The sequence below is a fragment of the Actinoplanes sp. NPDC049265 genome (genome assembly GCF_043197135.1).
Classification (GTDB): domain Bacteria; phylum Actinomycetota; class Actinomycetes; order Mycobacteriales; family Micromonosporaceae; genus Actinoplanes.
In genome coordinates this window covers 95,350-119,728 of the sequence record NZ_JBICSP010000017.1, presented here as the reverse complement: position 1 = coordinate 119,728, position 24,379 = coordinate 95,350, and the positions used below count along the sequence as shown (strand labels likewise).

The window sequence follows — 24,379 nt, the reverse complement described above, 5'->3', positions numbered from 1 at the left end:
CCACCGCCAAATAATTCAACCATTGAACAAATCAGCCCTGTTTCCCGGAGGTTAACCGTGGCACCCCAGCCCACCCGCGAGGACAAGTTCTCATTCGGCCTGTGGACCATCGGGTGGCAGGCCCGCGACGCTTTCGGTTCGGCGTCGCGCCCGGCGCTCGACCCGATCGAGGCGGTACACAAGCTGGCCGAGCTCGGCGCGTACGGCATCACGTTCCACGACGACGACCTGGTCCCGTTCGGCTCGGACACGGCGACCCGGGATGGCATCATCGCCGGCTTCAAGAAGGCCCTGGAGGAGACCGGCATCATCGTCCCGATGGTGACGACCAACACCTTCGAGCACCCGCTGTTCAAGGACGGCGCCTTCACCAGCAACGACCGCTCGGTCCGGCGGTACGCGCTGCGCAAGATCCTGCGTCAGGTCGATCTGGCCGCCGAGCTGGGCGCCAAGACCTTCGTGCTGTGGGGCGGCCGCGAGGGCTCGGAATACGACGTGGCCAAGGACATCTACGCCGCCCTCGACCGCTACCGCGAGGGCCTGAACCTGATCGCGCAGTACTCCGAGGACAAGAACTACGGCCTCCGGTTCGCCATCGAGCCCAAGCCGAACGAGCCCCGCGGCGACATCCTGCTGCCCACCGCCGGCCACGCCATCGCCTTCACCCAGGAGCTGGAGCGGCCCGAGCTGTTCGGCATCAACCCCGAGGTCGGGCACGAGCAGATGTCCAACCTCAACTACGCGCACGCCATCGCTCAGGCGCTGTGGCACGGCAAGCTCTTCCACATCGACCTCAATGGCCAGCACGGGCCCAAGTTCGACCAGGACCTGGTCTTCGGCCACGGTGACCTGCTGAACGCGTTCGCCCTGGTCGACCTGCTGGAGCACGGCAGCTGGGGCGGCGGTCCGGGCTACGACGGCCCGCGCCACTTCGACTACAAGCCGTCCCGCACCGAGGACTTCGACGGCGTGTGGGACTCGGCCGCCGCCAACATGCGGATGTACCTGCTGCTCAAGGAGCGGGCGGCCGCGTTCCGGGCCGACCCGGCGGTGCAGGAGGCCCTGGCGTACAGCAAGGTCAAGGAGCTCTCCCAGCCCACCCTGAACGAGGGCGAGACCTACACCGACCTGCTGAACGACCGCAGCGCGTGGGAGGACTTCGACGCGGACAAGGCCGGCGCCCAGGGCTACGGATTCGTCAAGCTCCACCAGCTGGCCATCGACCACGTAGTCAGAGCTTGATGGCTGAGTTTGATGGCCTCGCTCCACTCGGCGGGCGCTGCGGCCCTTGATGCCGTTGTCGGGGGTACCGGTTTTCGGCCGGGAAAGAGCGCCTCGTCCAAAAACCGGCACCCCCGACAACGACGGCCGCAGCGCGGGCGCATCTGACCTGGAAGGATCAAGTTATGACGCTGGTCGCCGGGATCGACAGTTCCACCCAGTCGTGCAAGGTCGTGATTCGTGACGCTGAGACCGGGAAGCTGGTCCGGCAGGGGCGCGCGAGTCACCCGGACGGCACCGAGGTGCATCCGGACGCCTGGTGGGCCGCGCTGCAGCAGGCCATCGACGAGGCCGGCGGGCTCGACGACGTCGCCGCCGCCTCGGTCGCCGGGCAGCAGCACGGCATGGTGGTGCTGGACGAGAACGGCGACGTGGTCCGCCCGGCGCTGCTGTGGAACGACACCCGCAGCGCCGGCGCGGCCGCCGACCTGACCGCCGAGCTGGGCGGCCCGGAGAGGTGGGTGGAAGCCGTCGGCATCGTGCCGGTGGCCAGCTTCACCCTGACCAAGCTGCGCTGGCTGGCCCGGAACGAGCCGGAGGCCGCCGGCCGGACAGCAGCCGTCTGCTTGCCGCACGACTGGCTGACCTGGAAGCTCAGCGGCGCGCGGGGGCTGGACACGCTGCGCACCGACCGCAGTGACGCCAGCGGCACCATGTACTGGTCGGCCAAGCACAACGCGTACCGGCCCGACCTGCTCGAGCTGGGCTTCGGGCGCCAGATCAGGACCCCGGAGGTGCTCGGCCCGACCGGCATCGCCGGGCACCTGCCCAACGGCGCCCCGCTCGGCCCGGGTGCCGGCGACAACGCGGCCGCCGGTCTTGGGGCCGGCGCCCAGCCCGGCGACGTGGTCATCTCGATAGGCACGTCCGGCACCGTCTTCGTCTCCAGCGACGTCGCCCCGGACGACCCGAGCGGTACGGTCGCCGGGTTCGCCGACTGCACCGGGCGCTTCCTGCCGATCGTCGTCACCCTCAACGCCGCCCGGGTGCTGGACGCCGCGGCCAAGCTGCTCGGTGTCGGCCACGACGAGCTGTCCCGCCTGGCGCTGTCCGCACCGGCCGGCGCCGACGGGCTGGTCCTGATCCCCTACCTGGAGGGCGAGCGCACGCCCAACCGGCCGCTGGCCACCGGCGCGATCCACGGGCTCACCCTGCGTACCTCCGATCCGGCGCACCTGGCCCGGGCCGCCGTCGAGGGCATGCTCTGCGCGCTCGCCGACGGCCTCGACGCGCTCGAGCGCAACGGCTCCACGGCCAACCGGATCGTGCTGGTCGGCGGCGGTGCGCGCAGTGACGCGGTCCGCCGGATCGCCCCGGCCCTGTTCGGTCTGCCGGTGCTGGTGCCGCCGCCCGGTGAGTACGTCGCCGACGGTGCCGCCCGCCAGGCCGCGTGGGTCGTCGCGGGTGGGGCGACTCCGCCTTCGTGGTCGGCCGAGACCCCCGAGGTGTACGAAGACACGAGCGTCCCGCTGATCCGCGAGCAGTATGCGGCCGCCCGGGACGCGGTGATCGACCGGAGAGACGGTTAACCTCTTCCCGTGACTTGGCGAGGCGGCACCGCGCACCGCGCGTACAGCGTGATCGTCTTTGTCATCCTCGCGTCGCTCGACAACGTGGCCATCGGGCTGGTTCCGCCGCTCTACGGCTTCATCGGCGCCGACTTCGGGGTCGGCGAGGGCTACATCGCGCTCGCCACCACGGTGATGTTCCTGGTCAGCGCGGTGGCGGCGATCGGTTTCGCGTACGCCGGGGACCGCACCGACCGCAAGCCGGTGCTGCTCATCGGCACCGTCCTCTGGGTCGCCGGCACCGTCTGGTCGGGGCTGTCCGGCGGCTACCTGTCGTTCCTGGGCTCGCAGGTGCTGGCCGCGTTCGGGCTGGGCGCGGTCGCCTCGGTGAGCTTCGCCGTGGTCAGCGACCTCATCTCGCCCCGGCGCCGCGGCCTGGTGATGAGCTTCTGGGGCCTGTCGCAGGGCGTCGGCACGATCGCCGGGACGATGGTCGGCGGGCTGCTCGGGCACGACGACTGGCGGCGGCCGTTCCTGGTCACCGCGGCCGCCGGGGTGATCGCCGGCCTGGCCTACCTGTTCACCTACAACGTGCCGCGCGGTGAGAGCCAGCCCGAGCTGGCCGGCATCGACTACGACGAGCGGATCCACCACGACCATCTGCCGGTGATCCTGCGCCGGCGGACCAACGTGTGGTTGATCCTGCAGGGGTTCTCGGCCCAGGTGGCGTTCGGGTCGCTGGTCTGGCTGCCGGTGCTGTTCCGGGCCCGGGCCGAACATCAGGGCTACTCGCTCAGCACGGCTGTGCTGATCGGCAGCATCTTCGCGACGATCTTCCAGGCCGGCGGGGCGTTGTCCATCCTGGGCGGGCTGGCCGGCGACCGGTTGCAGCGGCGTACCCCGCGGGGGCGGGCGCTGGTGTCGGCGGTGGGTGTGCTCGCCGCCGTGCCGTTCTACGTGGTGCTGTTCTTCGTACCCATGAAGATCAAGGTGCCCGACAACGCCGGCTCGGCCGAGATCATCCCGGCCGTGCTGAGGAACGTCTTCACCGAGCCCACGGTGGCCGCCTGTCTCGCCACCGCGATCTTCGCCCTGGCCCTGACCTCGGCCAACTCGCCCAACTGGTTCGCCATGATCGGCGACGTGAACCCGCCCGAGCACCGCGGCACCGTCTACAGCCTGGGCAACCTGGTCAACGGTTTCGGCCGGGCCGGCGGCAACGCGCTGGTCGGTGTCGCCTTCCGCGGCCTCTCCGGCGCCTTCCCGCCACCGCTGAACTACGCCGTCGGGCTGGCCGCGTTCCAGTTCTTCTTCATCCCCACCGGGGTCATGTATTGGCTGGCCAGCCGCACTGTGGCCAAGGACATGGCGGACACGCACGAGACCCTGCTGGCCGCGCGCGCGTCCGCCCTGAGTTCAGACGGTGAACCAGACGGTGACGTCAGTGGGGACCCGCCCGTCGCCGTCGAGGGGCTCGCTGCTCAGCAGGACACCCGCGCCGACCGGTAGCGCGACCGGTTCGCCGTCGAAGTTGGTCAGCACCCGTACGTCGCCGTTGCGGAACGCGAACCCGGTGGAGTCCCAGGTCAACGTGCCGGTGCCGAGTGAATGCGAGCGGCGCAGGCGCAGGGCGTCGCGGTAGAGCTCCAGGGTCGATCCGGGTACGCCGGCCTGCCGGTCCCGGGCGTACTCGGCCCAGGACGCCGGCTGCGGGAGCCAGCTGTGGTCCGACGGCCCGAACCCGTACGAGGGGGCGTCGGCCTCCCACGGGATCGGGACCCGGCAGCCGTCCCGGCCGCGTTCGGTGTGGCCCGAGCGTTCCCACGTCGGGTCCTGCCGCAGCTCGTCCGGGATCTCGGTGTGGTCGGGCAGGCCCAGTTCCTCGCCCTGGTAGAGGTAGGCCGACCCGGGCAGCGCCAGCATCAGCAGGGTGGCCGCGCGGGCCCGGCGCAGGCCGAGGGCGGCGTCCGGCTGCGGGTCGCCGGGGCCGATGCCGCTGAGCTGCTTCAGCGGTTCCCGGTAGCCCAGCCGGGTGGTGTGCCGCAGCACGTCGTGGTTGGAGAGCACCCAGGTGGTGATCGCGCCGACGGTGGCGTTGGTGGCCAGCGACTGCTCGATCACCGCCCGCTGGTCGGCCGCGGTCCAGTGGGCGAACAGGTACGGGAAGTTGAAGGCCTGGTGCATCTCGTCCGGGCGGACGTACCGGGTGATCCGTTCGACCGGCTGCACCCAGGCCTCGGCCACCAGCATCCGGTCCGGTCCGTACGAGTCCAGCACCTCCCGCCAGGCCCGGTAGATGTCGTGCACGCCTTCCTGGTCCCACATCGGCGGCCGGTTGTCCTCCGGCGGCACCACCCACGGCCCCTGGTCGGGGTAGTCCCAGTCGGCCAGGTCGCGGTCCTTGACCAGCCCGTGGGCCACGTCGACGCGGAAGCCGTGCACGCCCCGGTCGAGCCAGAACCGCAGAATGTCGAGGAATTCCGCGCGTACCTCGGCGTTGTCCCAGTCCAGGTCGGGCTGGGTGACGTCGAAGAGGTGCAGGTACCACTGCCCGTCGGGCACCCGGGTCCAGGCCGGCCCGCCGAACGTGCTGCGCCAGCCGTTGGGTGGCTGCTCGCCGTCCGGTCCCTTGCCGTCGCGGAAGATGTAGCGTTCGCGTTCCGGGCTGCCCGGCGCCGCGCCCAACGCCGCCTGGAACCACACGTGGTCGCTGGAGGTGTGGTTGGGCACCAGGTCGACGACGACCTTGAGCCCGAGCGCGTGAGCCTCGGCGATCATCCGGTCGGCGTCGGCCAGTGTGCCGAACCGAGGGTCGACGTTCCGGTAGTCGGCCACGTCGTAGCCGGCGTCGTGCTGCGGGCTCGGATAGAACGGCGACAGCCAGACCGCGTCCACGCCGAGTTCTCGCAGGTCGGCGAGGTGGGACGTGATGCCGGGCAGATCGCCCATGCCATCACCGTCGGAGTCGGCGAACGAGCGCGGATAAACCTGGTAGATGACGGCGTCGTGCCACCACAGGGACGTCTGAGACATGCTCCCAACGTATCCAGCTCACGGGACCAGGTCCCGGCGAACGGCATCGCGGGGCCGATCGCCCGGCGGAGCGAAGTGGAGCTAATCAAGCAGGGCGGCGAAGCGTTCCTCGGCCAGATCCAATTGGTCCAGGATGTGGTCGCGCGCGGCCCGGGAGAGTGGGGTGTCGGGCCGTCCGACGAGCTCACGCAGCTTGGGTACGAGGGGCCGGTACTTGCGGGCCGATCGCACCGCCTTGTCCGCCGTGGTGTGCACCACGCCCACGCCGTTGTCGGTGAAGTCGGACACCTTGATCACCCGCGCCCATGGATCGCGGTCCAGGCTCTCGGCCACGTGCATCCGGTACTGCTCGTTCTTGTCACGGTCCGGGTCGTATTCCGGGTTGGTCACCGACCGGACCAGCTCGGCCACCCGCGGGTTGAACCGCCGCGCCAGCTCGGCCACCGCCGCCTCGGTCAGGGCCGCATGACCGAGGTCGGCGGCCAGCCCGGACAACTCGGCCGGATGGTCCTCGACCGCGTCGTGCAGCAGCGCCGCCGCGATCACGTCCACGTCCCGGATCCCGTAGTAGCGGATGATCCGGATCGCCACCCGCAGCAGATGGTTGAGGTACGGCTCCCGGACCCGCCGGTCCCCGGCGTGCAGCCGGGTCGCCAGTTCCAGCGCCTCGACCAGGCATTCCCGGTCGGCCGGCGGGAAGCCCTCGACCTCGAGCAGGAACCGGTCCCGCAGCCCGGCCTCGCCGTACACCTCGGTGATCGCATGCAACGGCATCGACATCAGCAATCGGCTTCCGGCCATGCCGAGTAGATATACCCGACTTGATGGAGCCACGGGACCCCTTCGTGGCAATCGGCCCGTCGTTGGGATGGCCCGCGATTTTTACGCCCGTCGCTGTTTGCGGGCGTAAAAATCGCGAGTCATCCAACGGCATCATGGGGTCGATTGCCCGCGGAGCGAAGCGGAGCCGGCCAGCTCTGTTTCCGGCGTCTTCTGCGGCGATGGGCGGGTGGGAACGGGCCGGGGGGAGGGGCGTGAGCGGCGCATCTGCATGGCCGAGGCCTGCTTGAGCGACCACGCGTTCTCGGCGTGCACGCCGCGCTTGGGCATGCCGGCGCCGTCGGTGAAGACCTCCTCGGTCATCGCCTGCAGCGCGCTCAGGGCCATGGCCAGAATGGTCGCCGCGGTGACGACGGTGATCGGCACGATCATCAGCAGCGGCCGGATGCCCTTGACCCCCTCGGCGCCGACCGGCGCCAGCTCCACGCTCATCGCCGCCATGGCCGTGTAGTGCATGCCGCACACCGCGATCGCCATCACCACGGCCGCGCCGGTGATCGGGACCCAGCCCTTGACCGACTGGGTGAACCACAGCGCGGTCGTCGCCGCCACCACCGCGATCATCGCCGACGCGGCCACGAGGGGCTTGTCGAAGATCAGCCGGCCCGAGACGTGCATGCCGGCCATCCCGGTGTAGTGCATGGCGACCACTCCGCCGCCGGTGAGCACGCCGGCCACCACGGTCTTGCCGAAGCTGCGCCGCCCGTGCCCGACCACCAGCAGTCCGACGCCGACGGTGAACACGCACAGGGCCAGGCTGACCATGGTCAGCACCATGTCGAAGCGCACCGGGCTGGCCGGCACGTCGAAGCCGAGCATGGCGGTGAAGTGCATGAGCCAGATGGCGGCGCCGCCGATCGAGAACGCCGCGATCATCAGCCATCGGTTGCGGCGGCTGCGGGTGCGGGCGGACCGGGCGCGCCCGGTGCACAGCAGGCCGAGGAAGGAACCCAGGAACGCCAGCAGGAACGCGGCGATCGGGTTGAAGGGTCCGTACGTGAAGTGATGGACCTCGGCCACGGTGGGTGCACCTCGCGAATGAATTCGGGCGGAATCGTTCGCGAGGTATTCAGTCACTTATCGGTACGGATCCATCGCACATCGTGTGCGGGTGACAAGACCCCGCACAGCAGGAACCGGGGCCACCGTATGGCCACCTCGGGGGAAGGAGATGGCCATACGGCAGTCCCGGTTCGGGAACCAGCCGTCAGGGGAAGGGGGTAGGGATCAGGTGAAGATGCTGACGCCACCGGGGCCCACGAGCAGGCCGACGATGATCAGCACGACACCCCAGAGGATCTGCCGCCGGAACAGCGCGAGGATGCCGGCGACCACGAGAATGACTGCGAGAATCCAGAGCAACAGGTCCATGTCCAGCTGATACCCGACCTGGAAAAACTGGAAACCTCATGCGTGCACAAGTGTCGCGTCGATCTCATCGGACAGCAGCTGGTAGACGTTGTAGGCCTGCTTGATGACCGGGTGCGCCACGTTGCGGACGGGCACCCCGCCGGGCGTACGGCCCCGCTCCGAGCCGTGGTGGGCGTGCCCGTGCAGGGCCAGCGCGGTGCCGGCGGCGTCGATGGCCCGGCCCAGCTGGTACGAGCCCAGGAACGCGTGGATCTCCGGTGGCTCACCGGCCAGCGTCTCGGGCACCGGGGCGTAATGGGTGAGCGCCACCAGGGCGTCGCACTCCACCCCGGTCAGGGCCGCCTCCAGCCGGTTCGCGGCGTCCTCGCCGACCTTGACGAAGTCCTTCATCTCGCGTTCGCCGAAGTTGCTGGCGCAGGTCCCGCCGAAACCGCCGCCGAAGCCCTTCACCCCGGCCACCCCGAGCCGGTGCCCGTTCAGCTCCAGCACCGTCGACGCGCCCTCCAGCACGGTGATCCCGGCGTCGGTGAGCACGGCCGCCACCGCCTCGGCCCGATCGCTCTGGTGGTCGTGATTTCCCAGGACCGCGATCACGGGTACGGACAGAGCACCGAACTCGGTCACGAAACTGCGGGCCTCGTCGACCGTGCCGTGCCGGGTCAGGTCGCCGGCCACCAGCAGCACGTCGGCCACCTCGGGCAGGCGGTCCAGGGCGGGCCGGTACCGGCCGACCACGTCGGCGTCCACGTGCACGTCACCCACCGCGGCGACCCGGATCATGAGATCTCCTCGACGTCGGCGGGCACTGTGGTCCGGGTGATACCGATGTCGCAGGTGATCTCCACGTCGGGGAAGCGGGAGGTGACCCGCCGGCGGATCTCGTCCCGCCGCTCGGCGCTCTCGACCTCGCCGCCCAGCACCACCGACTGCTCCCGGCGCCGCACGGTGATGCCCTGCTCGGCCACCCGGTGATCCTCGGTCAGCAGCCGCTGGATCTCCGCCTCCAGATAGTCCTCGGTCATTGGTTCCCACCCCCGTGTGCACTGGCGGCGACCACGTCCAGCCGGTCGAGCAGGACGAGGAAGGCCTCCGCGTACGGCGACTGGGCGGTCTCCTTGCGTACCCGCTCCCAGTCGATCTGTTCCCGCAGCGAGCGCGCCACCGGCAGCCCGGTGGCGAAGTCACAGTGGTGCTGGCTGTAGCTGAGCAGCTTGTGCACCATCAGCTGGGTCGCCGAGATCACCGGCATGGCGATCGCCTCGACCGGGCGGACCACCGAGTCGGCCAGCGTGGCGTCGGTCACCGGCGACTCCACCGGGCGGTAGATCAGATCCACCATCCGGCCCTCCTCGTACACCTTGACCAGCCAGTCCTCCGGCGGCTGCTCGGTCTCGAAGCCGACCGCCGCCAGCTCCTCCAGCGCCCGTTCCTTGTCCTGCTCGCGGATGAGGAAGTCGACGTCGTGGTCGCTGGAGTGGCCGCCGTGGGCGTACACCGCGAAGCTCCCGCCCAGCGCGAACGGGATCTCCGCCTGTTTCAGCACGGACGCGACCCGTTTCAGCGTGGTGGCGAGCCCTTCGTCCACCCGGTGCGGCATTGGCATCTCCTCATCGTCATCGTCTTGTGACCTGTGCCCCTGGACCGCGCCTCGCACTTGGCCGACCCGTGAGACACCACTCGGTCTGATTCTCGTACCCAGCCGAGCCTCGGGTGGAACGGATCGCGTGACACCCCTGGCTACCGTTGACGGCTATGCCATCGAACTCACCGTTCCCGCGCACCGTCGCGCTCATCGGGATCGACGGGTCCGGCAAGACGACGCAGGCCCACCGGCTGGCCGAGACGCTGGCGGCCGAGGGGATACGAGCGTCGTACCGGCAGAACGCCGGTGGCCGGCACTTCGTCGGGCGGTTCGCCGCGTGGTTCGGGCGGCCGGACGCCGAGGCGCTGGTCGGCCGCCGGGCGATGCTGGTGATCGAGGCCGTGCTGCGCTGGGGTGCGATCGTCCGCACCCTGCTCTACCAGGCGTTCACCGGCTCGACGGTGGTGATGGACCGGTACGCGTTCTGCCAGTACGCGAGCATGCGGTCGCATCACGCCAAGCCGCGGGCCGAGCGGCGCGCCCGCCTCGCCTACCGCCTGTTCCCACCGCCGGACGTGACGTTCCTGCTGGCCGTCAGCCCCCAGGTCGCGCAGGAGAGAATCGATCGGCGGGGGTACGACCGGGAAGAGCTGTCGTTCCTCGAGGACGCGGACGCGGCGTACCGTTCCCTGCCGGAATTTCCCACCTTCGTGGTGATCGACGCCGACGGCACCGCCGACGAGGTGGCCGCCGCCCTCCGCGCCCACCTCCCGGCCGATGTCCCGGTCTCGTACCGCCACCCTCGGGCGACGGCCCTGCTGGTCACCTCCCGCACCGCCGTCCTGGCCTTCGGTTCCCTGCTGGCCGGCCTGGCCGCCCTCGGCTACCAGCTCCTGGAGGGGTTCTGAGGCCAGTGGCCGGCCAGAGCGGCATCCGCCCCGCGAATGCCGCTCCTGGCTTCCACCTAGGCCTGGCCGTAGACGGGGACGGCGGCGCCGCTGGTCGGCTTGGAGTCGTCGCCGGCCAGAAACAGGATCACCTTGGCGATGTCGGCCGGGTCGACCCACTTGGCCCGGTCGCCGGGCATGCCGTCACGGTTGGCCGGGGTGTCGATGACGCTGGGCAGGACGGTGTTGCAGCGCACGCCCTGGCCCTTGTATTCGACCGCCACCGCGTTGGCGAAGGCCAGCACCGCCGCCTTGGCCGTCACGTAACCGGCCGCGCCCGGGAACGGCGCCACCGCGGCCCGCGAGGACACACAGACCACCGAGCCGCCACCACCGGCCACGAGCACCGGGAGCGCGGCCTGAGTGACCAGATAGGCCGGACGCAGGTTGACCCGGAGCATGGCCTCGAAGTCCTCGACCGCTGTCTCGTGGATCCGGCCACCTCCGGCGTACCCACCGACGAGGTTGACCACCGCCCGGAGAGGAGCCTCACCCTGACCGGCCGCGACGGCGATCGCGGCCTCGACCTGCTCGGGCGACGTGAGATCGGCCACCACCGGCTCGGCCCCGGCGGGCAGCCGCCGCTGCGAGCCGTCCCGCACCGGCGCGACCACCCGCCAGCCCGCCTCCACGAACGTCGAAACCACGGCGGCGCCGAGCCCGCCCGTACCCCCGGTGATCACCGCTGTGCGACTCATGAGGGAACTCAACCAGCCGTCCGCACCGTCACCGCCACCGTTGACCCGACTGAAGGCTGAGTCTCATGTGTTTTCCGTCACGTACCGAGATCGAATTGGTTCGACGGGGCAGTGGTTTACCGAAAGGATGGTCACCCGTACGGAAGTCACCCTTCCGGGCTAGTGAACTGCGGCGCAGCGTGGCGCATTGTGACGGTGGTCCCGTTCCGTCACGGCTTTCCGGCCGGCGTTTGCGTCAAGCCGCGCGGCAACCAGCCGATCCTGCGTCTGAACCCTGCTGGCAACGAAGACGTACAGGGTAGTGACGAGCATCGCAGCGCTGGTCGTGATGCCCGTCGCTGTGGCAGGAGAGGGGCCGATGGTGTGATGAAGCGGGCGAAGGGTATGCGAGAAGCCACGCATCCAACGCCGGGTGCGCCTGGCGAATGACTCCCCGAGGGCGTTCTTCAGTAAGTACGCAACGGGCTCCCAGCCGCCGCACAGACTGCCATGACACTTTCGACTCACCAGCCGCCGGCAATCCGATTTTCACAGCAAGCACCGGAATGACTGCGGGACGCCACCTGTTACATCAGTGGCAGTTCGGCAAGGCACCTTACTGCGGACGTTACGGGGAGGGACCAGATGGACGCAGGTAACGCCCGTAACAGGGTTAGCGAAGGCAATGAGGGGACCGTGGGCAACGTGGAGAAGAACACCGTGATGCGCACCGATGAGGTCGCCGAGGAGCGCGACCTCGTTGGAGTCTATCTGCACGAGATCTCCAGGACGCCGCTGCTCGACGCCGCACGAGAGGTCGAGCTGTCCAAGTCGATCGAGGCGGGCCTGTACGCCGAACACCTCCTCGACGTCAACGAGATCCGCCGTGGCATCAGCCGCGAGGAGCTCGAGCGTCTGGTGACCGAGGGCTCTCGGGCCAAGGATCTGTTCATCCGGGCCAACCTGCGACTGGTTGTGTCGATCGCCCGGCGGTACGTCCGCTCGGGCATGCCGATGCTCGACCTGATCCAGGAGGGCAACACGGGCCTCGTCCGCGCGGTCGAGAAGTTCGACTACGAGCGCGGCTACAAGTTCTCGACGTACGCGACGTGGTGGATCCGCCAGGCCATCAGCCGGGCCATCGCCCAGCAGGAGCGCACCGTGCGCCTGCCCGTGCACCTGGTCGAGGACGTCAACCGGATGCGTAACGTCACCCGCCAGCTCGTCCGCGAGCTCGGCGCCGACCCCGAGCCCGAGCAGATCGCCAAGGCCCTCGGCGTGACCGTCGAGCGGGTCGGCGAGCTCACCCGCTGGGCCCAGGACACGGTCTCGCTCGACACCCCGGTCGGCGACGACGGTGACACCAACCTCGGCGACCTGGTGGCCGACAGCGACGCCCCCTCGCCCGAGGAGATCGTGCTGACCGCGCTGGAGCGGTCGCGGATCGAGGGCCTGCTCAACCACCTCGACGACCGGTCGGCCGGCATCATGCGGGCCCGGTACGGCCTGGAGGACGGCCGTGAGCACTCGCTGACCGAGGTCGCCTCCCGGTTCTCGCTCTCCCGCGAGCGGATCCGTCAGCTCGAGATCCAGGCGCTCGGCCGGCTGCGCGAGCTGGCCCGGGCCGAGGGCCTGCAGGCCGCCTGATCGTTCACCCACCGGCCCGGTTCCCGTCGAGGGAGCCGGGCCTTTCTCAACCCCTTCAGATCAAGACCCATGTCGTAGCTGAGTGGGTGGTGCGGACCGCTGCTCCCGCCGAGGGTCGCTTCGCTCCACGTGCGAGATCTGGTTGCGCCCCAAACACCCGGTGGTAGGGCTACCACCGGGTGTTTGGGGCTGTTCTGTGTGCCGGGCAAATTCAGTGGTAGCTCTGAGCGGTGCGGTGTTCGGGCCTGGCATGCCGCTCAGGGCTGCCACTGGAATTTGGGAACGAAGAAGCCCGGCACCCTGTGCGGGGCCGGGCTTCTCGTCGGTGCTGCTGGTTAGCGGACCCGGCCGTAGCCGGTCGGGGTCATGATGTTCATCGAGCGTTTCTTCACCGGTTCACCGGCATGCGAGGCGTCAATGATCATTCCGCCGCCGACATAGAGGCCGACGTGTCCACCATTGCGATAGAACACGAGGTCGCCGGCTTTCAGCTCGCCCTTGCTGATCCGCGCGGTGGCACCGATCTGGGCGGCCGCGTTGTGCGGCAGCGACTTGCCCGCCGCGCGCCAGGCCGCCGAGGTCAGGCCGGAGCAGTCGTAGCCGTTCGGCCCGTCGGCGCCGTACACGTACATCACGCCGATGGCGTTGTACGCGAAGGCCACCGCCTTGCCCGCGGAGCCGGCGATCTGCGGGATCGTGCCGGTGTACTTGCTGCCCGGCGACGTCGGGGTGCCGTTGGCGGCGGTCCGCATCGCGTACAGCTTCTTGAGATCGGTCTCGATCTTCTTCTTCCGCTTGGTCAGCTCGTTCAGCTGCGCGCTCTGCTTGGTCTGCGCGCCCTTGAGAGCGGCCTGGCGGCTGTCGTAGTTCTGGGTGGTCGCCGTGTAGTTGTCGATCTTGCGCTGACGGTCACGCGTCATCTGGTCGAGCACGCTCACGCGGTCGAGCAGGTCGCCGGGGCCCTCGAGCACGATGTTCATCGTGCCGACGTCACCCTGCTTGTACGACGTGTTGGCGATCTTGCCCATCTCGACCTTGGCCACCTCGAGCGCGGCCTTGGCCGGCCCCAGCGACTTGGTCAGGGTGACCTGGTCGTTCTCGGTCTTGGTGAGATCGATCTTCATGGCGTTGTACGACTCGACAACGTCCTCGAGATCGTCCGACGCCTTGGCGATCTTCTTGTTGATCTCCGTCTTGGACGGTTCCGCGTGCGCGGCCGTCGCGGCGGTACCGGTCAGCGCCAGCGCCATGAGGGCGACGGCGACGACCCGGAACCTCGTGCGGGCGTGTGACAACGCTGAGAGGCCTTTCTTCCGCTTTTGCCGCCTACCGGGTTAGCTGACGGGTTCGGGCGGGAAGAAGGCCCTACCGCTGGTTCGCGGATTCACCCCGGGTGCTCGGTTCCCCGGCTCACGAGTGGCGTCCACGCCGGGCCGGACTGGGGGTGACCACGGCTTGGCCGCCGATCAGACTCGGCAGCGCCGGCTCGGCGCCACCGGAGGGTGTGGCTGCGGACCGAACCAACCGCATTAACTTATCGATGGATCGCAGGAAAGCAAGTTCTGTAAGAGTTACTTAAGCAACTGACTTCGCCGCGTATTTCTATGAATTCAATGCGTGACCCTCGGTGGCGGAATCGGACTTTTCGGAATGAGTGCCGATCCAATTGCGGCTGACCTTTCGCTCCGCCCAGAAGGACAGGAACGGGATCGTCCCGGCCAGCATCACCAGCAGCATCCGGGTCAGCGGCCAGCGCACGCGCCGGCCCAGGTCGAAGGTGGCCAGCACGTAGAGGATGAAGAGGAAGCCGTGGGCCGGGCCGACCGTGGCGACCACGGTGTCGTTGTCGCCCAGATATTTCAGTGGCATGCCCACCAGGACCAGGACGATCAGGACCACGCCGACGATGTAGGCGATGATCCGGTAACGGGTGAGTGCTCCCTGCACGATGCTGTCCTTACCTCTGTGGTCCGGGGTAGTCGCCGGGGCGAGCGCCGGGATGGGCATTCAGCCACGCCAGATAGTCGTTGTACGCCACCAGCTCGGGGTCGTCGTCGCCGGGCTCGGCGGCCGGGCGGGACGGCACCCGGATCGGGCGGCCGACGGTAACAGGCGAATCTGGGAGCTTTTCCGGCTTCCGCTCCGGTTTCGTGGCCAGCTTCACCTCGCGCCACCACAGGAAGACGACGAAGCCGGCGAAGACCGGCCACTGGAACATGTAGCCCCAGCTCAAGGCGTTGCCGTCGGCGGCGCGGGTGTATTGCCACCAGCCCAGCACAAGGAACGCCACCACGAGAACGAGCGCGACCACGTGGCGGAGAATCCACGCCGGGGTCAGCAGCCCTTTCATACCCGCCAGGGTAGACGCGCGGGTTTCAGGTCTGGCCGCGCGGGCAACGCTGAGTGCTATGAGCGATCGGAGCGTGGAGATTTCGGAGGTCGGCATCGACCCGGCCGGGCTCGCTGACGACGACCTGATCCGGGAACTGGCCAGCCTGCATCGGACCCGGCTGGACACCCTGCGATACGGACCCGACGCGGCCCTGGACAACCACCTGCGACGGACGGCCGAACTGGAGACCGAGTACATGGCCCGGCACCCCGGCCGCGAGGTCGACCCGAGCCGGCTGACCCAGAAGCCCTGAGGTTGTGGTCTGGGTCACATTGCCTGCTGGAATCCCGGTAGGCGGCCGACGGTTGTGTACGGATGTCGGTGTGTTCAGTGTCCCCGGGCCTCACCCATTGCCTGCACGGAATACCGTTCGGCTGGAGCCGTGTTGAGCCACTCGCCGCGAGGCGACATGCACACCGACACCCATGCGCCGCCCCTGGGGTTCCCGGGGGCGGCGCATTACGTATCCGGCCTGTGGGTATTTGGACCTTCATGAACGATCCTCGTACCGAAGAACGCGCCGCCGACCTGCTGCCGGAAGAGCGCGCCGCGGGCAGCGCCGACCCCCAGGCCCAGGCCGAGGCCATCCTGGCCGACTCCGACGAGCGCGAGTACGCCCCGGAACCCATCGAAAACCGCACCTCGGGAGAGACGGTCGGACCATCCGAAAGGCCCGAAGGCACCCGGTAGAGGCACAAAACTTTCGTGTCCGCCTCCGAACGTGGGAGGATCCGACGCGTGCCCGCACCCCGACGGAGCGCTGAGCGCGCCGGTCAGCGGTCCACGCCGCCGGCGGCCGCTGCCTCCGCCCCTAACCAGACACGTCGCACGGCCCGTCCCCGCCACCCGGGACAGGGCGCCGGTGCCCCGAACGCGGGCCCGGTCCACCACACCGAGACGGATCACGTCATCCCAGCCCATCCGAACGCCCCAGCCGTCGGCGCCGCGCTGCCCGCTCCCCGGGACGCGGCCGACCTGACCGTGGTCGTACCCGCACAGGAAATCGTCCTTCCGTCCGCACCCGAAGTCGTACCGGCCCCCGAGCTCCTGCTCCCGGCCGCGCCCGACGTCGTCATCCCCTCCGAGGTGGTCCGGCCGGGCGGACCCGGGGCGCTGGCCGTGCCCGACACCGGTGCGGTCGAGGTGGCCGGGCTGCTGCACGAGCTGTCGGCGCGGCTGCTGTCGGCCGACAACGTGGCCGAGGCACTGGACCGGCTGGCCGTGTTCACCGCCGGGGCGGTGCCCGGAGCGGTCCGCTGCTCGGTCGCGCTGATCACCGAGGGGCAGGGGACAAGCCTCACCGCCTCGGGCAGTGACGGCCGCGGGGTCGACGACTGCCAGTTCGAGACCGGCGAGGGGCCCGGGCTGGAGGCCGCGCGTACCCGAGCCTTGGTCTTGACCCAGGATCTGCCCAACGACCCGCGCTGGCCGGCCCTGGCCGACTGCGCCCGCGACGAGGACGTGCACGCGGTGGCGGCCATCCCGCTGGACGTGCAGCGGACGTCGGTCGGGGCGCTGAGCCTCTACATCCGGCGGCCGCAGGGCATCGTGCCGGACATGCTGCTCACCGCCATGGCCATCGTCAACCAGGCCGAACTCCTGCTGGGCGAGATCGCCCGCCGCGACGCCCTGAGCGAGGGCGCGACGGTCGACCGGGCCATCGGCGTGATCATCGCGCAGCGGGGGTGCGGTGTCCGTGAGGCGTACGACGTTCTTCAGGAGACGGCCCAGCGCCTAGGGATGGATCGGCAGGCGGTGGCCGAGCGCCTGATCGCCGCGGCCGCCCGCGCTCGCGACCCGCGCTGATCGCCTCGGGGGCCGACCTCGAAGGCGTCGCTTTTTTCGTGCGAGGGCGCGGAGGCGGCGTGCCGCTTGGGTCGCGCGAAGGATAGCGGAGACGGCCGTGCGGCTCGGGACGCGGAAACGCGTGCGGCTTGGGTCGCGCGAAGGACGCGGAAACGCGTGCGGCTTGGGTCTCGCGGAGGATAGCGGAGACGGCCGTGCGGCTTGGGTAGCGCGAAGGGCGCGGAGAAGACTCCGCGCCCTTCGTCGTCGGGCGGTGCGTGCGGCCTCTGAACGAAACTGTTTCGTTTCGCTGAGGGCGGCCGTCAGTGCTTTTCGGCGCTGACCGGCTCACCTTCGCCGCCGGTCGAGGGCGCGGCGCCGTTGCCGTTCTGGGCGGCGTGCGTGGGCACGTGATGCGTGTCCGGCGCGCGATCGGCGGACTCGTGGGCGCCGCCACTCGACGCCGGGCCACCTTCCGCCGTGCTGGTGGCCGGGCCGCCAACGACCGCGCCGGTGGCTGAGCCGCTATCGGCGGTGCTGGTGGCGCTGCCGACGACCGCGCCGGTGGCTGGGCCGCCGTTGGCCGTGCTGATGGCTGGGCCGCCGTCGGCCGTGCTAGTCGCCGCCGCGGCTTCGGCTGCCTCGGCGTCGGCCCGTTGCTGCTGGGCCGAGCGCTGGGCGAGCGGGATCTCCGGCAGGAAGAACACCACGACCAAGCCGATGATCATGACGGCCAGGGCCATCAGGAACACGATCTGGATGCCGTCGGAGAAGCCGACCTTGAAGGGGTGGGCGATGACCTCCGGCAGCCGGCTGAGGAACGAGGTGTCCTCGAGCGCGCCGCCGCCCTGCGCCTGCTGCAGGGTCTGTGCCGCCTGCGGGTTGGAGGCGAGTGTCTGCTGGAACTCGGGCGTGCTCTGAGCCGTACGGAAAGCGTCGCTGATCTTGCCTGGCAGCACGTTGAACAGCACCGACAGGAAGACCGCGGTGCCCAGCGTGCCACCCATCGAGCGGAAGAACGCCACCGAGCTGGTCGCGACGCCGATCTCGCGCGGGCTCACCGCGTTCTGCACGGCGGTGATCATCGGCTGCATGTTGCCGCCCAGGCCGAGGCCCATCAGCACCATGATCAGCATGGTCTTCCAGAGCGGGGTGTCGGCGCCGATCGTGGCGAACAGGGCCAGCGACGCGGCCATCAGGATGCTGCCGACGATCGGGAAGATCCGATACCGGCCGGTTCGGGCGATGAGCTGGCCGGACAGGATCGAGCCGGACATGATGCCGACCACGAACGGGATCATCTGCAGGCCGGCCGCGGTGGCGGTCGAGCCCTTGACGATCTGCAGGTACAGCGGGACGGTCATCAGGCCGCCGAACATGGCCATGCCGAGGATGGTGCTGGAGATCGAGGAGACCGCGACCGTACGGTTGCCGAACATCCGCAGCGGCAGCAGCGCCTCCTCCTTGTAGGCCCGTTCGGCCAGCACGAACGCGACCAGGCCGACCGCGCCGATCACGTAGCAGAGGATCGCCCGGCCGGAGTCCCAGCCCCAGGTGCGGCCCTGCTCGGCCACGGTCAGCAGCGGCACCAGGCCGACGATCAGGGCGAGCGCGCCGGGCCAGTCGATGCGGTGGCTGACCCGGGTGTGTGGCAGGTGCAGGACCCGGGCCACGACGATCATGGCGGCGATGCCGATCGGGACGTTCAGGTAGAACACCCAGCGCCAGCCGTCGATCCAGAGCAGCTTGTCGGCGCCGGCGAAGAAGCCGCCCAGGATCGGGCCGATGACGCTGGCGGTGCCGAAGACGGCCAGGAAGAGGCCCTGGTATTTGGCGCGTTCGCGGGGCGGGACGATGTCGCCGATGATCGCCAGCGCGAGGGACATCAGGCCACCGGCGCCGATGCCCTGCACGGCGCGCGAGCCGGCCAGCCAGTACATGCTCTCGGACAGGCCGCAGAGCATCGAACCGACGATGAAGATGCCGATCGCGAAGAGGAAGAACGGCCGCCGCCCGTAGATGTCGGAGAGCTTGCCGTACAGCGGGGTCGAGATCGTCGAGGTGATCAGGAACGCCGTGGTGGCCCAAGCTTGCAGGTCGAAGCCGTTGAGGTCGTCGGCGATGGTCCGCGTGGCGGTGGCCATGATCGTCTGATCCAGGGCGGCCAGGAACATGCCCATCATCAGCCCGGCCAGGATGGTCAGGATCTGGCGGTGGGTGAATTCGGCCGACCGGGCGGCGGGTCCGCTCGCCGGCGCGGTGCTGGTGTTACTCACGCGATCTCCCGTGATGTCGCGGCCGAGTCACTGCGCAGGAGCGTCTCGACTGAGTTGTTGAATTCGGCGAACAGGCCGGTGAACAGGTCGGCCTGCTCGGGCGGCCAGTCCTGCAGGACACGTCCGACGAGCGCCTTGCGGGCCTCGCTCAGTCGCGTGCACGCGGCCAGGCCGGCCTCGGTGACCGCCAGCCGGGAGGCCCGGCCGTCGGAGGGGTCGGCCTCGCGTCGGGCGAGCCCGGCCTTGACCAGCTGTGCCGCCTGCCGGCTGACCGTTGAAGGGTCGGCCTGCTTGGCCTCGGCGAGGTCGGTGACCCGCATCGGGCCGTGGTGACACAGCGGGAACAGCAGCATCAGGGCGGAGAACTCAGCGCCGAGGTCCCCGACGTTGAGCATGCCCTTGACGCGGGCACCCAGTCGGGCGAATCGCACAAGTTCTCCAGCGAGGCGGTTGGCCGCGCTCTGATCCTGCTCTATCACGTGCTGCTGTCCCTGTAGGTCGGCGTAGTTGCGTGCAGCCTACAAGTTGTTGGTTGATGAAAGCATTGTGTTCCGCATCTCCCAGATGACCGCGACGAGTACTTCTACCTCTTCCAGCGCACGCGGCACCGGAACCGTGTACTGCGTCACACGCTCGAACAACCGGGCCGGAAGGAAGCCGCGGTCGGCGTCACCGACCAGCACCCGCGAGCCGGCCCGCCGGGCCCGGTGGAGGGTCGCGGCCATCTGCTCGGCCACCCGGGCGGTGTAGAAGGCGTCCCCCACCAGAACGACGTCAGGCTGCACCATCTCGGCCGCCAGCGCGACCTCATTTTCCCGGGCGTTGCGATGGGCCGCCACGACCGCGTCGGGATCGGAGTCGGACGCCGCCACCTCGGCCGCACCGGCCCGCGCGGCGGCGATCGCCACCAGGCCCGAGCCGGTGGCCAGGTCGAGCACCCGGCGGCCGCGTACCACCTCGGGATGATCCAGGACGTAACGGGCCAGACCCTGACCGCCGGCCCAGGCGAATTCCCAGAACGGCGGCGGGCGGTCGCTGTGGAAGGCACCGCCGTCGAACAACCCGCGGTCCGGTCCGGCCAGGTGCAGGGAGATCTCCGGCACAAGGGGTACGGAGGTGAACACGCTGTTGATTCTCCTGTGACGTGAGGGGGTTCCCTCGACCGAAAGACCTGTTATGCCGCCCGGTCGGCCTCATCCGTTCGGCGGCCGGGCAGCCAGGTCGATCCCGGTTCGTGGACCGGATCGACCTGTTCATACGGCGGGCAATCTTGATGCGCGAACATAGACTGCGGCGACTGTGTTTGCGCGGGGGCTCAATCACTGAAGGATCGGGGTGGAAGGAGGTGGACGTGATGAGTGACGGAGCGATCACGGTACTCGTCGTGGACGGCCACCAGACCTTCGCCGACCTGCTCGGCGTGGCCCTCAACGGCCAGCCTGACCTGCGTTGGGTCGGCCATGCGCGGACCGGGCAGGAGGCGCTGAGTCTGGTGGGCGAATTGCGTCCGGACGTCGTACTGCTCGATCCTGAACTGTCCGATTCAGACGGAATTGCCATCGCGGAGCTGATGCGCCACCGCTTTCCGGACACCAGAGTGGTGATCCTCACAGCCAGCAATGAGGCCGCACTGGTCGGGCGGGCGACCGCCGCGGGCGCGGCCGGCTTCCTGACCAAGAACGGCCCGCTCGGCGACGTGCTCAATGCGGTGCACACCGCGCACGGCGGCGGCATGACCGTGTCCACCGACATCCTCGCCCGCCTGCTGCGCAGCACCGCGCCGGTGGCCGGTCCCCGGCCCGGTGGCCTGACCGCCCGCGAGCACGAGGTGCTCGAGCTGATGGCAGCCGGCCTCGACCCGCGGGCGATCGCGCGGCGGCTCGGGATCAGCGTGCACACCTGCCGGGGGCACGTGAAGGCGCTGCTGGGCAAGCTCGGCGCGCACAGCCAGCTCGAGGCGGTCGCGGTGGCCCGGCAGCGGGGTCTGATCCAGTAGTGGATTCTGCGTTGTCCGTGCAGGTTTGGATGTCCGCTGACCTGGGGTGAGTTACGCAGAGTAATTCACCTCAACACTCATCCGCAGCGGTCCGGCATCCGTACCACCACCCGGAAGCGCATCGGCGAAGGGTCGACGGCGCCGACGCGATCGGGAGGACATCGCGTGGAACGTTCACCAGCCGATGAGGCCATGGCGTCCGATGTGGCCGTGGCCGAACTGCCGTTCAGCTCGGGCGCGCACTGGGCCAACCGCGATTCCACGCGCCACACCGGGGAGCAAGCCATGTTCCGTCGCCCGCCGGCCGCCGCCAGCTCGTTCGACGAGGACGAGACCAAGCCGTGGGACGCCTTCGCCGCCGGCTCCGGCGAGCAGGCCGCCCACTCTGGTCGCCCGGCTTTCACTGGGGAGCAGGCCGCCCACTCTGGTCGCCCGGCCTTCACCGGGGAACAGCCCGCTTACTCTGGTCGCCCGGCTTTCACCGGGGAGCAGCCGGCCGTTACCGACGAGCCGCGGCTGTCCGACACCGGGACCCGGAGCCGGGCGTCCTTCGGGATGACCGACGAACCGATCAGCGGCAACTGGGCCGGGCGGGACCCGTCGCCGGTCTCCCCGGCCGCGCCGACGGCGCCGATGGCGGCGGTGCAGGCGCCGGTCCAGCCCGAGCCGATCGCGGTCGAGCTGCCGGTGCGGATGGCGGCCGAGCCGGACGGATACGCCACCGGTCAATGGCAGACGCAGATGCCGCTCAGCCGGGAGCCGCAGCAGTCGTACCAGCCCGGCTATCCTGCCCCGGAGTACGCCGCGGCCGATCACCCCGCGGGTGACTACGCCGCCGACCATGCCGCGGGTGACTACGCCGCCGCCGGCTACGGCGTGCCCGACTACGCCGCCGCGCCGGCCGAGGCCGGAGCCGGCTTCTTCGACGAGTCGCACGCGCACGAGATCCGCGCGCACCGGGCCGCAGCCGCCGGACACGGCCACGGACCCGGGCACCACCAGCAGATCCCGCCGCGCCGGTCCAAGGCGCTGGCCGTCGCCACCGTCACGTTGAGCGCGGTGGTGCTGCTCGGCGGCGTGGCGGCGGGCGTCCGCTACTTCTCCGGCGACGACAAGGGCATCGGCTCGGTGCTGCAACTCGGCAACGAGGTGCCGGCCGACACCGCGGCCAAGGCGCCGCTGGGCAATCGCACCAGTGCCACCTTCGAGCTGGTGGCGGCCACCCGCAAGGCCACCGTGCGGACCCAGGACCTGGGCGACGATCTCTATCGGATCACCGCGGCCGGCGACTCCGGCGCCTCGCCCCGGCCCGCGCTGACCGGCGACAAGGTGCAGCTGCTGCTGGAGACCGACGGCCCGGACGCGGCGGCCCGCGGCGACGTCCAGATCCTGCTGTCGGACAAGGTCACCTGGGCGCTGCTGTTCACCGGCGGCGCCGACGAGCAGGTCGTCGACCTGACCGGGGCCAAGCTGTCGGCGATCGACGTGAACGGGGCGAGCCGGCGGGTGCGGATGACGCTGCCGAAGCCGGACGGGACGGTGCCGGTGCGGATCACCGGCGCCATCGACGACCTGTCCATGCTGACCGGGAGCCCGGTGCGGGTCCGGGTGGACGGCGGGGTGAAGACGGTTTCGGCCGGTACGCGTACGTTGAAGGACCTGAAGCCCGGCTCCACGCTGACGCCCAAGGACTGGAAGGCGGCCGACCGCTACGACGTCTCGGCGGAGTCCCGGCTCACCCAGCTGACCGTGCGGGACCCCGCCTGATCGGCGACCGTGCGGGGACCCCGCCTGATCAGACGCCGTGCGGGACCCCGCCTGATCGGGCGTCTCACGACAGGACGCGCAGGCGTACCGTCTGATCCATCGCACGCAGCCGGTCGAGGACCTCGTCGGAGTAACCACCGCTGATGTCGGTGATCAGGTATCCGTATTCGCCGCGGGTGCTCAGCAGCTGACCCTCGACGTTCACCTTGTGCTCGGCCAGGATGCTGTTGACCTGGGCCAGCACGCCCGGCGTGTTGACGTGCACGTGGACGATGCGGCTCATGCCGTCCTGTTGCGGCAGCGCGACGCCGGGCAGGTTGACGCTCAGCGTGGTGTTGCCCTCGTGCACGAAATGCACCAGCTTGTTGGCCACGAAGTCGCCGATGTCGGACTGCGCCTCCTCGGTGGACCCGCCGATGTGCGGGGTGAGGATGACGTTGGGCAGGCCGCGTAGCTCGGACACGAACTCGTCGCCGCGACCCTTGGGCTCGTGCGGGAAGACATCGACCGCCGCGCCCGCGAGCCGGCCGCCGGCCAGGGCGTCGCGCAGGGCGACGTGGTCGACGACGATGCCGCGCGAGAGGTTGAGGAAGATCGAACCCCGGCGCATCCGGGCGAACTGGTCGGCGCCGAAGAAACCGGCGTTGCCCGGGCGGCCGTCGACGTGCAGGGTGACCACGTCCGACGTCTCGAGGAGTTCCTCGAGGCTGGCGCACCGGTGCGCGTTGCTCAGGGCGAGCTTGTCGGCGGTGTCGTAGAAGGAGACGTGCATGCCCAGGTTTTCGGCCAGCACGCTCAGCTGCGTACCGATATTGCCGTAACCGACGATGCCCAGCCGGCGCCCGCGGATCTCATGGGCGCCGTCGGCCGATTTGTCCCAGACGCCGGCGTGCATGCCCGCGTTCTTCTCGGTCAGCCGGCGGGTCAGCGCGATGATCTCGGAGACGGCCAGCTCGACCACCGACCGGGTGTTGGAGAACGGCGCGTTGAACACCGCGACGCCTTTCGCGGCCGCGGCGACCAGGTCGATCTGATCGGTGCCGATGCAGAAGGCGCCGATTGCGACCAGGCTGTCGGCCGCGTCCAGCACGGCCGCGGTGACCTTGGTCTTGGACCGGATGCCGAGCAGGGCCACGCCTTGGACGCGCTCGATCAGCTCGGCCTCGTCGAGGGCGGAACTGACCGACTCGACCTGGTATCCCTCCGCCTCGAGCCGCGCGACCGCGTCGGCGTGGATGTTCTCGAGCAGCAGGACTCGCACCATGGCTCCGATCTCG

General features: G+C 69.8%; 25 protein-coding genes and 1 riboswitch. Of the genes, 10 read left to right on the top strand and 15 right to left on the bottom strand.

The genetic code is table 11. The features are described from left to right. The first annotated feature begins 57 nt into the window (after nt 1-57). From xylA to ACGFIO_RS32990, 3 genes are all read left to right on the top strand, one after another. Complete coding sequence (gene xylA, locus ACGFIO_RS33000; protein ID WP_392832307.1) at nt 58-1,242, top strand: xylose isomerase; 1,185 nt, start codon at nt 58-60, stop codon at nt 1,240-1,242. Nucleotides 1,243-1,406: 164 nt separating this feature from the next. Further along, a complete protein-coding gene (gene xylB / locus ACGFIO_RS32995) occupies nt 1,407-2,810 on the top strand; it encodes a xylulokinase (RefSeq protein ID WP_392832305.1) in 1,404 nt (467 codons plus the stop codon). Nucleotides 2,811-2,819: 9 nt separating this feature from the next. Beyond that, nucleotides 2,820-4,298, top strand: coding sequence for an MFS transporter (locus tag ACGFIO_RS32990; protein WP_392832302.1), 1,479 nt, complete (start codon nt 2,820-2,822; stop codon nt 4,296-4,298). Here the strand turns inward: ACGFIO_RS32990 and ACGFIO_RS32985 are convergent. The 7 genes from ACGFIO_RS32985 to ACGFIO_RS32955 form a co-directional block, all read right to left on the bottom strand. Next, the gene (locus tag ACGFIO_RS32985) at nt 4,206-5,822 is read right to left on the bottom strand and encodes a glycoside hydrolase family 13 protein (protein WP_392832300.1); all 1,617 of its coding nucleotides are present in this window, start codon (nt 5,820-5,822) and stop codon (nt 4,206-4,208) included. The genes ACGFIO_RS32990 and ACGFIO_RS32985 overlap by 93 nt on opposite strands. 81 nt (nt 5,823-5,903) lie before the next feature. Continuing rightward, nucleotides 5,904-6,623 (bottom strand): HD domain-containing protein, encoded by a 720-nt coding sequence (locus ACGFIO_RS32980; RefSeq protein WP_392832297.1) that lies wholly within the window; start codon nt 6,621-6,623, stop codon nt 5,904-5,906. Nucleotides 6,624-6,755: 132 nt separating this feature from the next. Next, on the bottom strand, nt 6,756-7,682 hold the full coding sequence (locus ACGFIO_RS32975; RefSeq protein WP_392832295.1) for an MHYT domain-containing protein: 927 nt from the start codon (nt 7,680-7,682) through the stop codon (nt 6,756-6,758). Nucleotides 7,683-7,889: 207 nt separating this feature from the next. Continuing rightward, the gene (locus tag ACGFIO_RS32970) at nt 7,890-8,033 is read right to left on the bottom strand and encodes a GPGG-motif small membrane protein (RefSeq protein ID WP_014688232.1); all 144 of its coding nucleotides are present in this window, start codon (nt 8,031-8,033) and stop codon (nt 7,890-7,892) included. Between the two features lie 36 nt (nt 8,034-8,069). After that, entirely contained in the window at nt 8,070-8,813 is a 744-nt protein-coding gene (locus tag ACGFIO_RS32965; RefSeq protein ID WP_392832292.1) for a metallophosphoesterase, read from the bottom strand. After that, nucleotides 8,810-9,055, bottom strand: a complete 246-nt coding sequence (locus ACGFIO_RS32960) for a hypothetical protein (RefSeq protein WP_392832290.1) — start codon at nt 9,053-9,055, stop codon at nt 8,810-8,812. Before ACGFIO_RS32960 ends, ACGFIO_RS32965 begins: the two co-directional genes overlap by 4 nt. Next, entirely contained in the window at nt 9,052-9,630 is a 579-nt protein-coding gene (locus tag ACGFIO_RS32955; RefSeq protein WP_392832287.1) for a nucleotidyltransferase, read from the bottom strand. The genes ACGFIO_RS32960 and ACGFIO_RS32955 overlap by 4 nt, the downstream gene beginning before the upstream one ends. Before the next feature lie 155 nt (nt 9,631-9,785). On the opposite strand from ACGFIO_RS32955, the gene ACGFIO_RS32950 reads away from it, so the two are divergent. Further along, on the top strand, nt 9,786-10,523 hold the full coding sequence (locus ACGFIO_RS32950) for a dTMP kinase (protein ID WP_392832285.1): 738 nt from the start codon (nt 9,786-9,788) through the stop codon (nt 10,521-10,523). 56 nt (nt 10,524-10,579) lie between these two features. On the opposite strand, the gene ACGFIO_RS32945 is transcribed toward ACGFIO_RS32950, so the two are convergent. Further along, nucleotides 10,580-11,260, bottom strand: a complete 681-nt coding sequence (locus tag ACGFIO_RS32945) for an SDR family oxidoreductase (protein WP_392832282.1) — start codon at nt 11,258-11,260, stop codon at nt 10,580-10,582. Nucleotides 11,261-11,884: 624 nt separating this feature from the next. Between ACGFIO_RS32945 and ACGFIO_RS32940 the strand changes: the two genes are divergently transcribed. Beyond that, nucleotides 11,885-12,886, top strand: a complete 1,002-nt coding sequence (locus ACGFIO_RS32940) for an RNA polymerase sigma factor RpoD/SigA (RefSeq protein ID WP_392832280.1) — start codon at nt 11,885-11,887, stop codon at nt 12,884-12,886. A 335-nt stretch (nt 12,887-13,221) separates the two neighbouring features. Here ACGFIO_RS32940 and ACGFIO_RS32935 read toward each other — a convergent pair whose 3' ends face one another. The 3 genes from ACGFIO_RS32935 to ACGFIO_RS32925 all read right to left on the bottom strand — a co-directional run bounded on the left by ACGFIO_RS32935 (nt 13,222) and on the right by ACGFIO_RS32925 (nt 15,236). Next, a complete protein-coding gene (locus ACGFIO_RS32935) occupies nt 13,222-14,136 on the bottom strand; it encodes an NlpC/P60 family protein (protein ID WP_392832277.1) in 915 nt (304 codons plus the stop codon). Between the two features lie 59 nt (nt 14,137-14,195). Next, nucleotides 14,196-14,318: riboswitch (cyclic di-AMP (ydaO/yuaA leader) on the bottom strand. A 170-nt stretch (nt 14,319-14,488) separates the two neighbouring features. Beyond that, on the bottom strand, nt 14,489-14,833 hold the full coding sequence (locus tag ACGFIO_RS32930; protein WP_392832274.1) for a DUF3817 domain-containing protein: 345 nt from the start codon (nt 14,831-14,833) through the stop codon (nt 14,489-14,491). 10 nt (nt 14,834-14,843) lie between these two features. Then, nucleotides 14,844-15,236, bottom strand: a complete 393-nt coding sequence (locus tag ACGFIO_RS32925) for a hypothetical protein (protein WP_392832271.1) — start codon at nt 15,234-15,236, stop codon at nt 14,844-14,846. Nucleotides 15,237-15,294: 58 nt separating this feature from the next. Between ACGFIO_RS32925 and ACGFIO_RS32920 the strand changes: the two genes are divergently transcribed. The 3 genes from ACGFIO_RS32920 to ACGFIO_RS32910 all read left to right on the top strand — a co-directional run bounded on the left by ACGFIO_RS32920 (nt 15,295) and on the right by ACGFIO_RS32910 (nt 17,084). Beyond that, nucleotides 15,295-15,531 carry a DUF6158 family protein gene (locus ACGFIO_RS32920; protein ID WP_392832268.1) on the top strand — a complete coding sequence of 79 codons (237 nt, stop codon included), beginning with the start codon at nt 15,295-15,297 and terminating at the stop codon, nt 15,529-15,531. Between the two features lie 239 nt (nt 15,532-15,770). Continuing rightward, nucleotides 15,771-15,968 (top strand): hypothetical protein, encoded by a 198-nt coding sequence (locus ACGFIO_RS32915; RefSeq protein WP_392832265.1) that lies wholly within the window; start codon nt 15,771-15,773, stop codon nt 15,966-15,968. Between the two features lie 48 nt (nt 15,969-16,016). Next, nucleotides 16,017-17,084 (top strand): ANTAR domain-containing protein, encoded by a 1,068-nt coding sequence (locus tag ACGFIO_RS32910; protein WP_392832263.1) that lies wholly within the window; start codon nt 16,017-16,019, stop codon nt 17,082-17,084. Nucleotides 17,085-17,386: 302 nt separating this feature from the next. Here the strand turns inward: ACGFIO_RS32910 and ACGFIO_RS32905 are convergent, their stop codons facing one another. From ACGFIO_RS32905 to ACGFIO_RS32895, 3 genes are all read right to left on the bottom strand, one after another. Continuing rightward, on the bottom strand, nt 17,387-19,339 hold the full coding sequence (locus tag ACGFIO_RS32905) for an MDR family MFS transporter (protein WP_392832260.1): 1,953 nt from the start codon (nt 19,337-19,339) through the stop codon (nt 17,387-17,389). Next, a complete protein-coding gene (locus tag ACGFIO_RS32900; RefSeq protein WP_392832257.1) occupies nt 19,336-19,770 on the bottom strand; it encodes a MarR family winged helix-turn-helix transcriptional regulator in 435 nt (144 codons plus the stop codon). Before ACGFIO_RS32900 ends, ACGFIO_RS32905 begins: the two co-directional genes overlap by 4 nt. An 87-nt stretch (nt 19,771-19,857) precedes the next feature. Further along, nucleotides 19,858-20,472, bottom strand: coding sequence for a class I SAM-dependent methyltransferase (locus ACGFIO_RS32895; protein ID WP_392832490.1), 615 nt, complete (start codon nt 20,470-20,472; stop codon nt 19,858-19,860). A 221-nt stretch (nt 20,473-20,693) separates the two neighbouring features. Between ACGFIO_RS32895 and ACGFIO_RS32890 the strand changes: the two genes are divergently transcribed. Further along, nucleotides 20,694-21,335, top strand: a complete 642-nt coding sequence (locus ACGFIO_RS32890) for a response regulator (protein ID WP_392832254.1) — start codon at nt 20,694-20,696, stop codon at nt 21,333-21,335. 165 nt (nt 21,336-21,500) lie between these two features. Then, nucleotides 21,501-23,102 (top strand): hypothetical protein, encoded by a 1,602-nt coding sequence (locus tag ACGFIO_RS32885; RefSeq protein WP_392832252.1) that lies wholly within the window; start codon nt 21,501-21,503, stop codon nt 23,100-23,102. A gap of 64 nt (nt 23,103-23,166) precedes the next feature. Here the strand turns inward: ACGFIO_RS32885 and serA are convergent, their stop codons facing one another. Then, nucleotides 23,167-24,366, bottom strand: a complete 1,200-nt coding sequence (gene serA / locus ACGFIO_RS32880) for a phosphoglycerate dehydrogenase (protein WP_392832249.1) — start codon at nt 24,364-24,366, stop codon at nt 23,167-23,169. Nucleotides 24,367-24,379 lie beyond the last annotated feature (13 nt).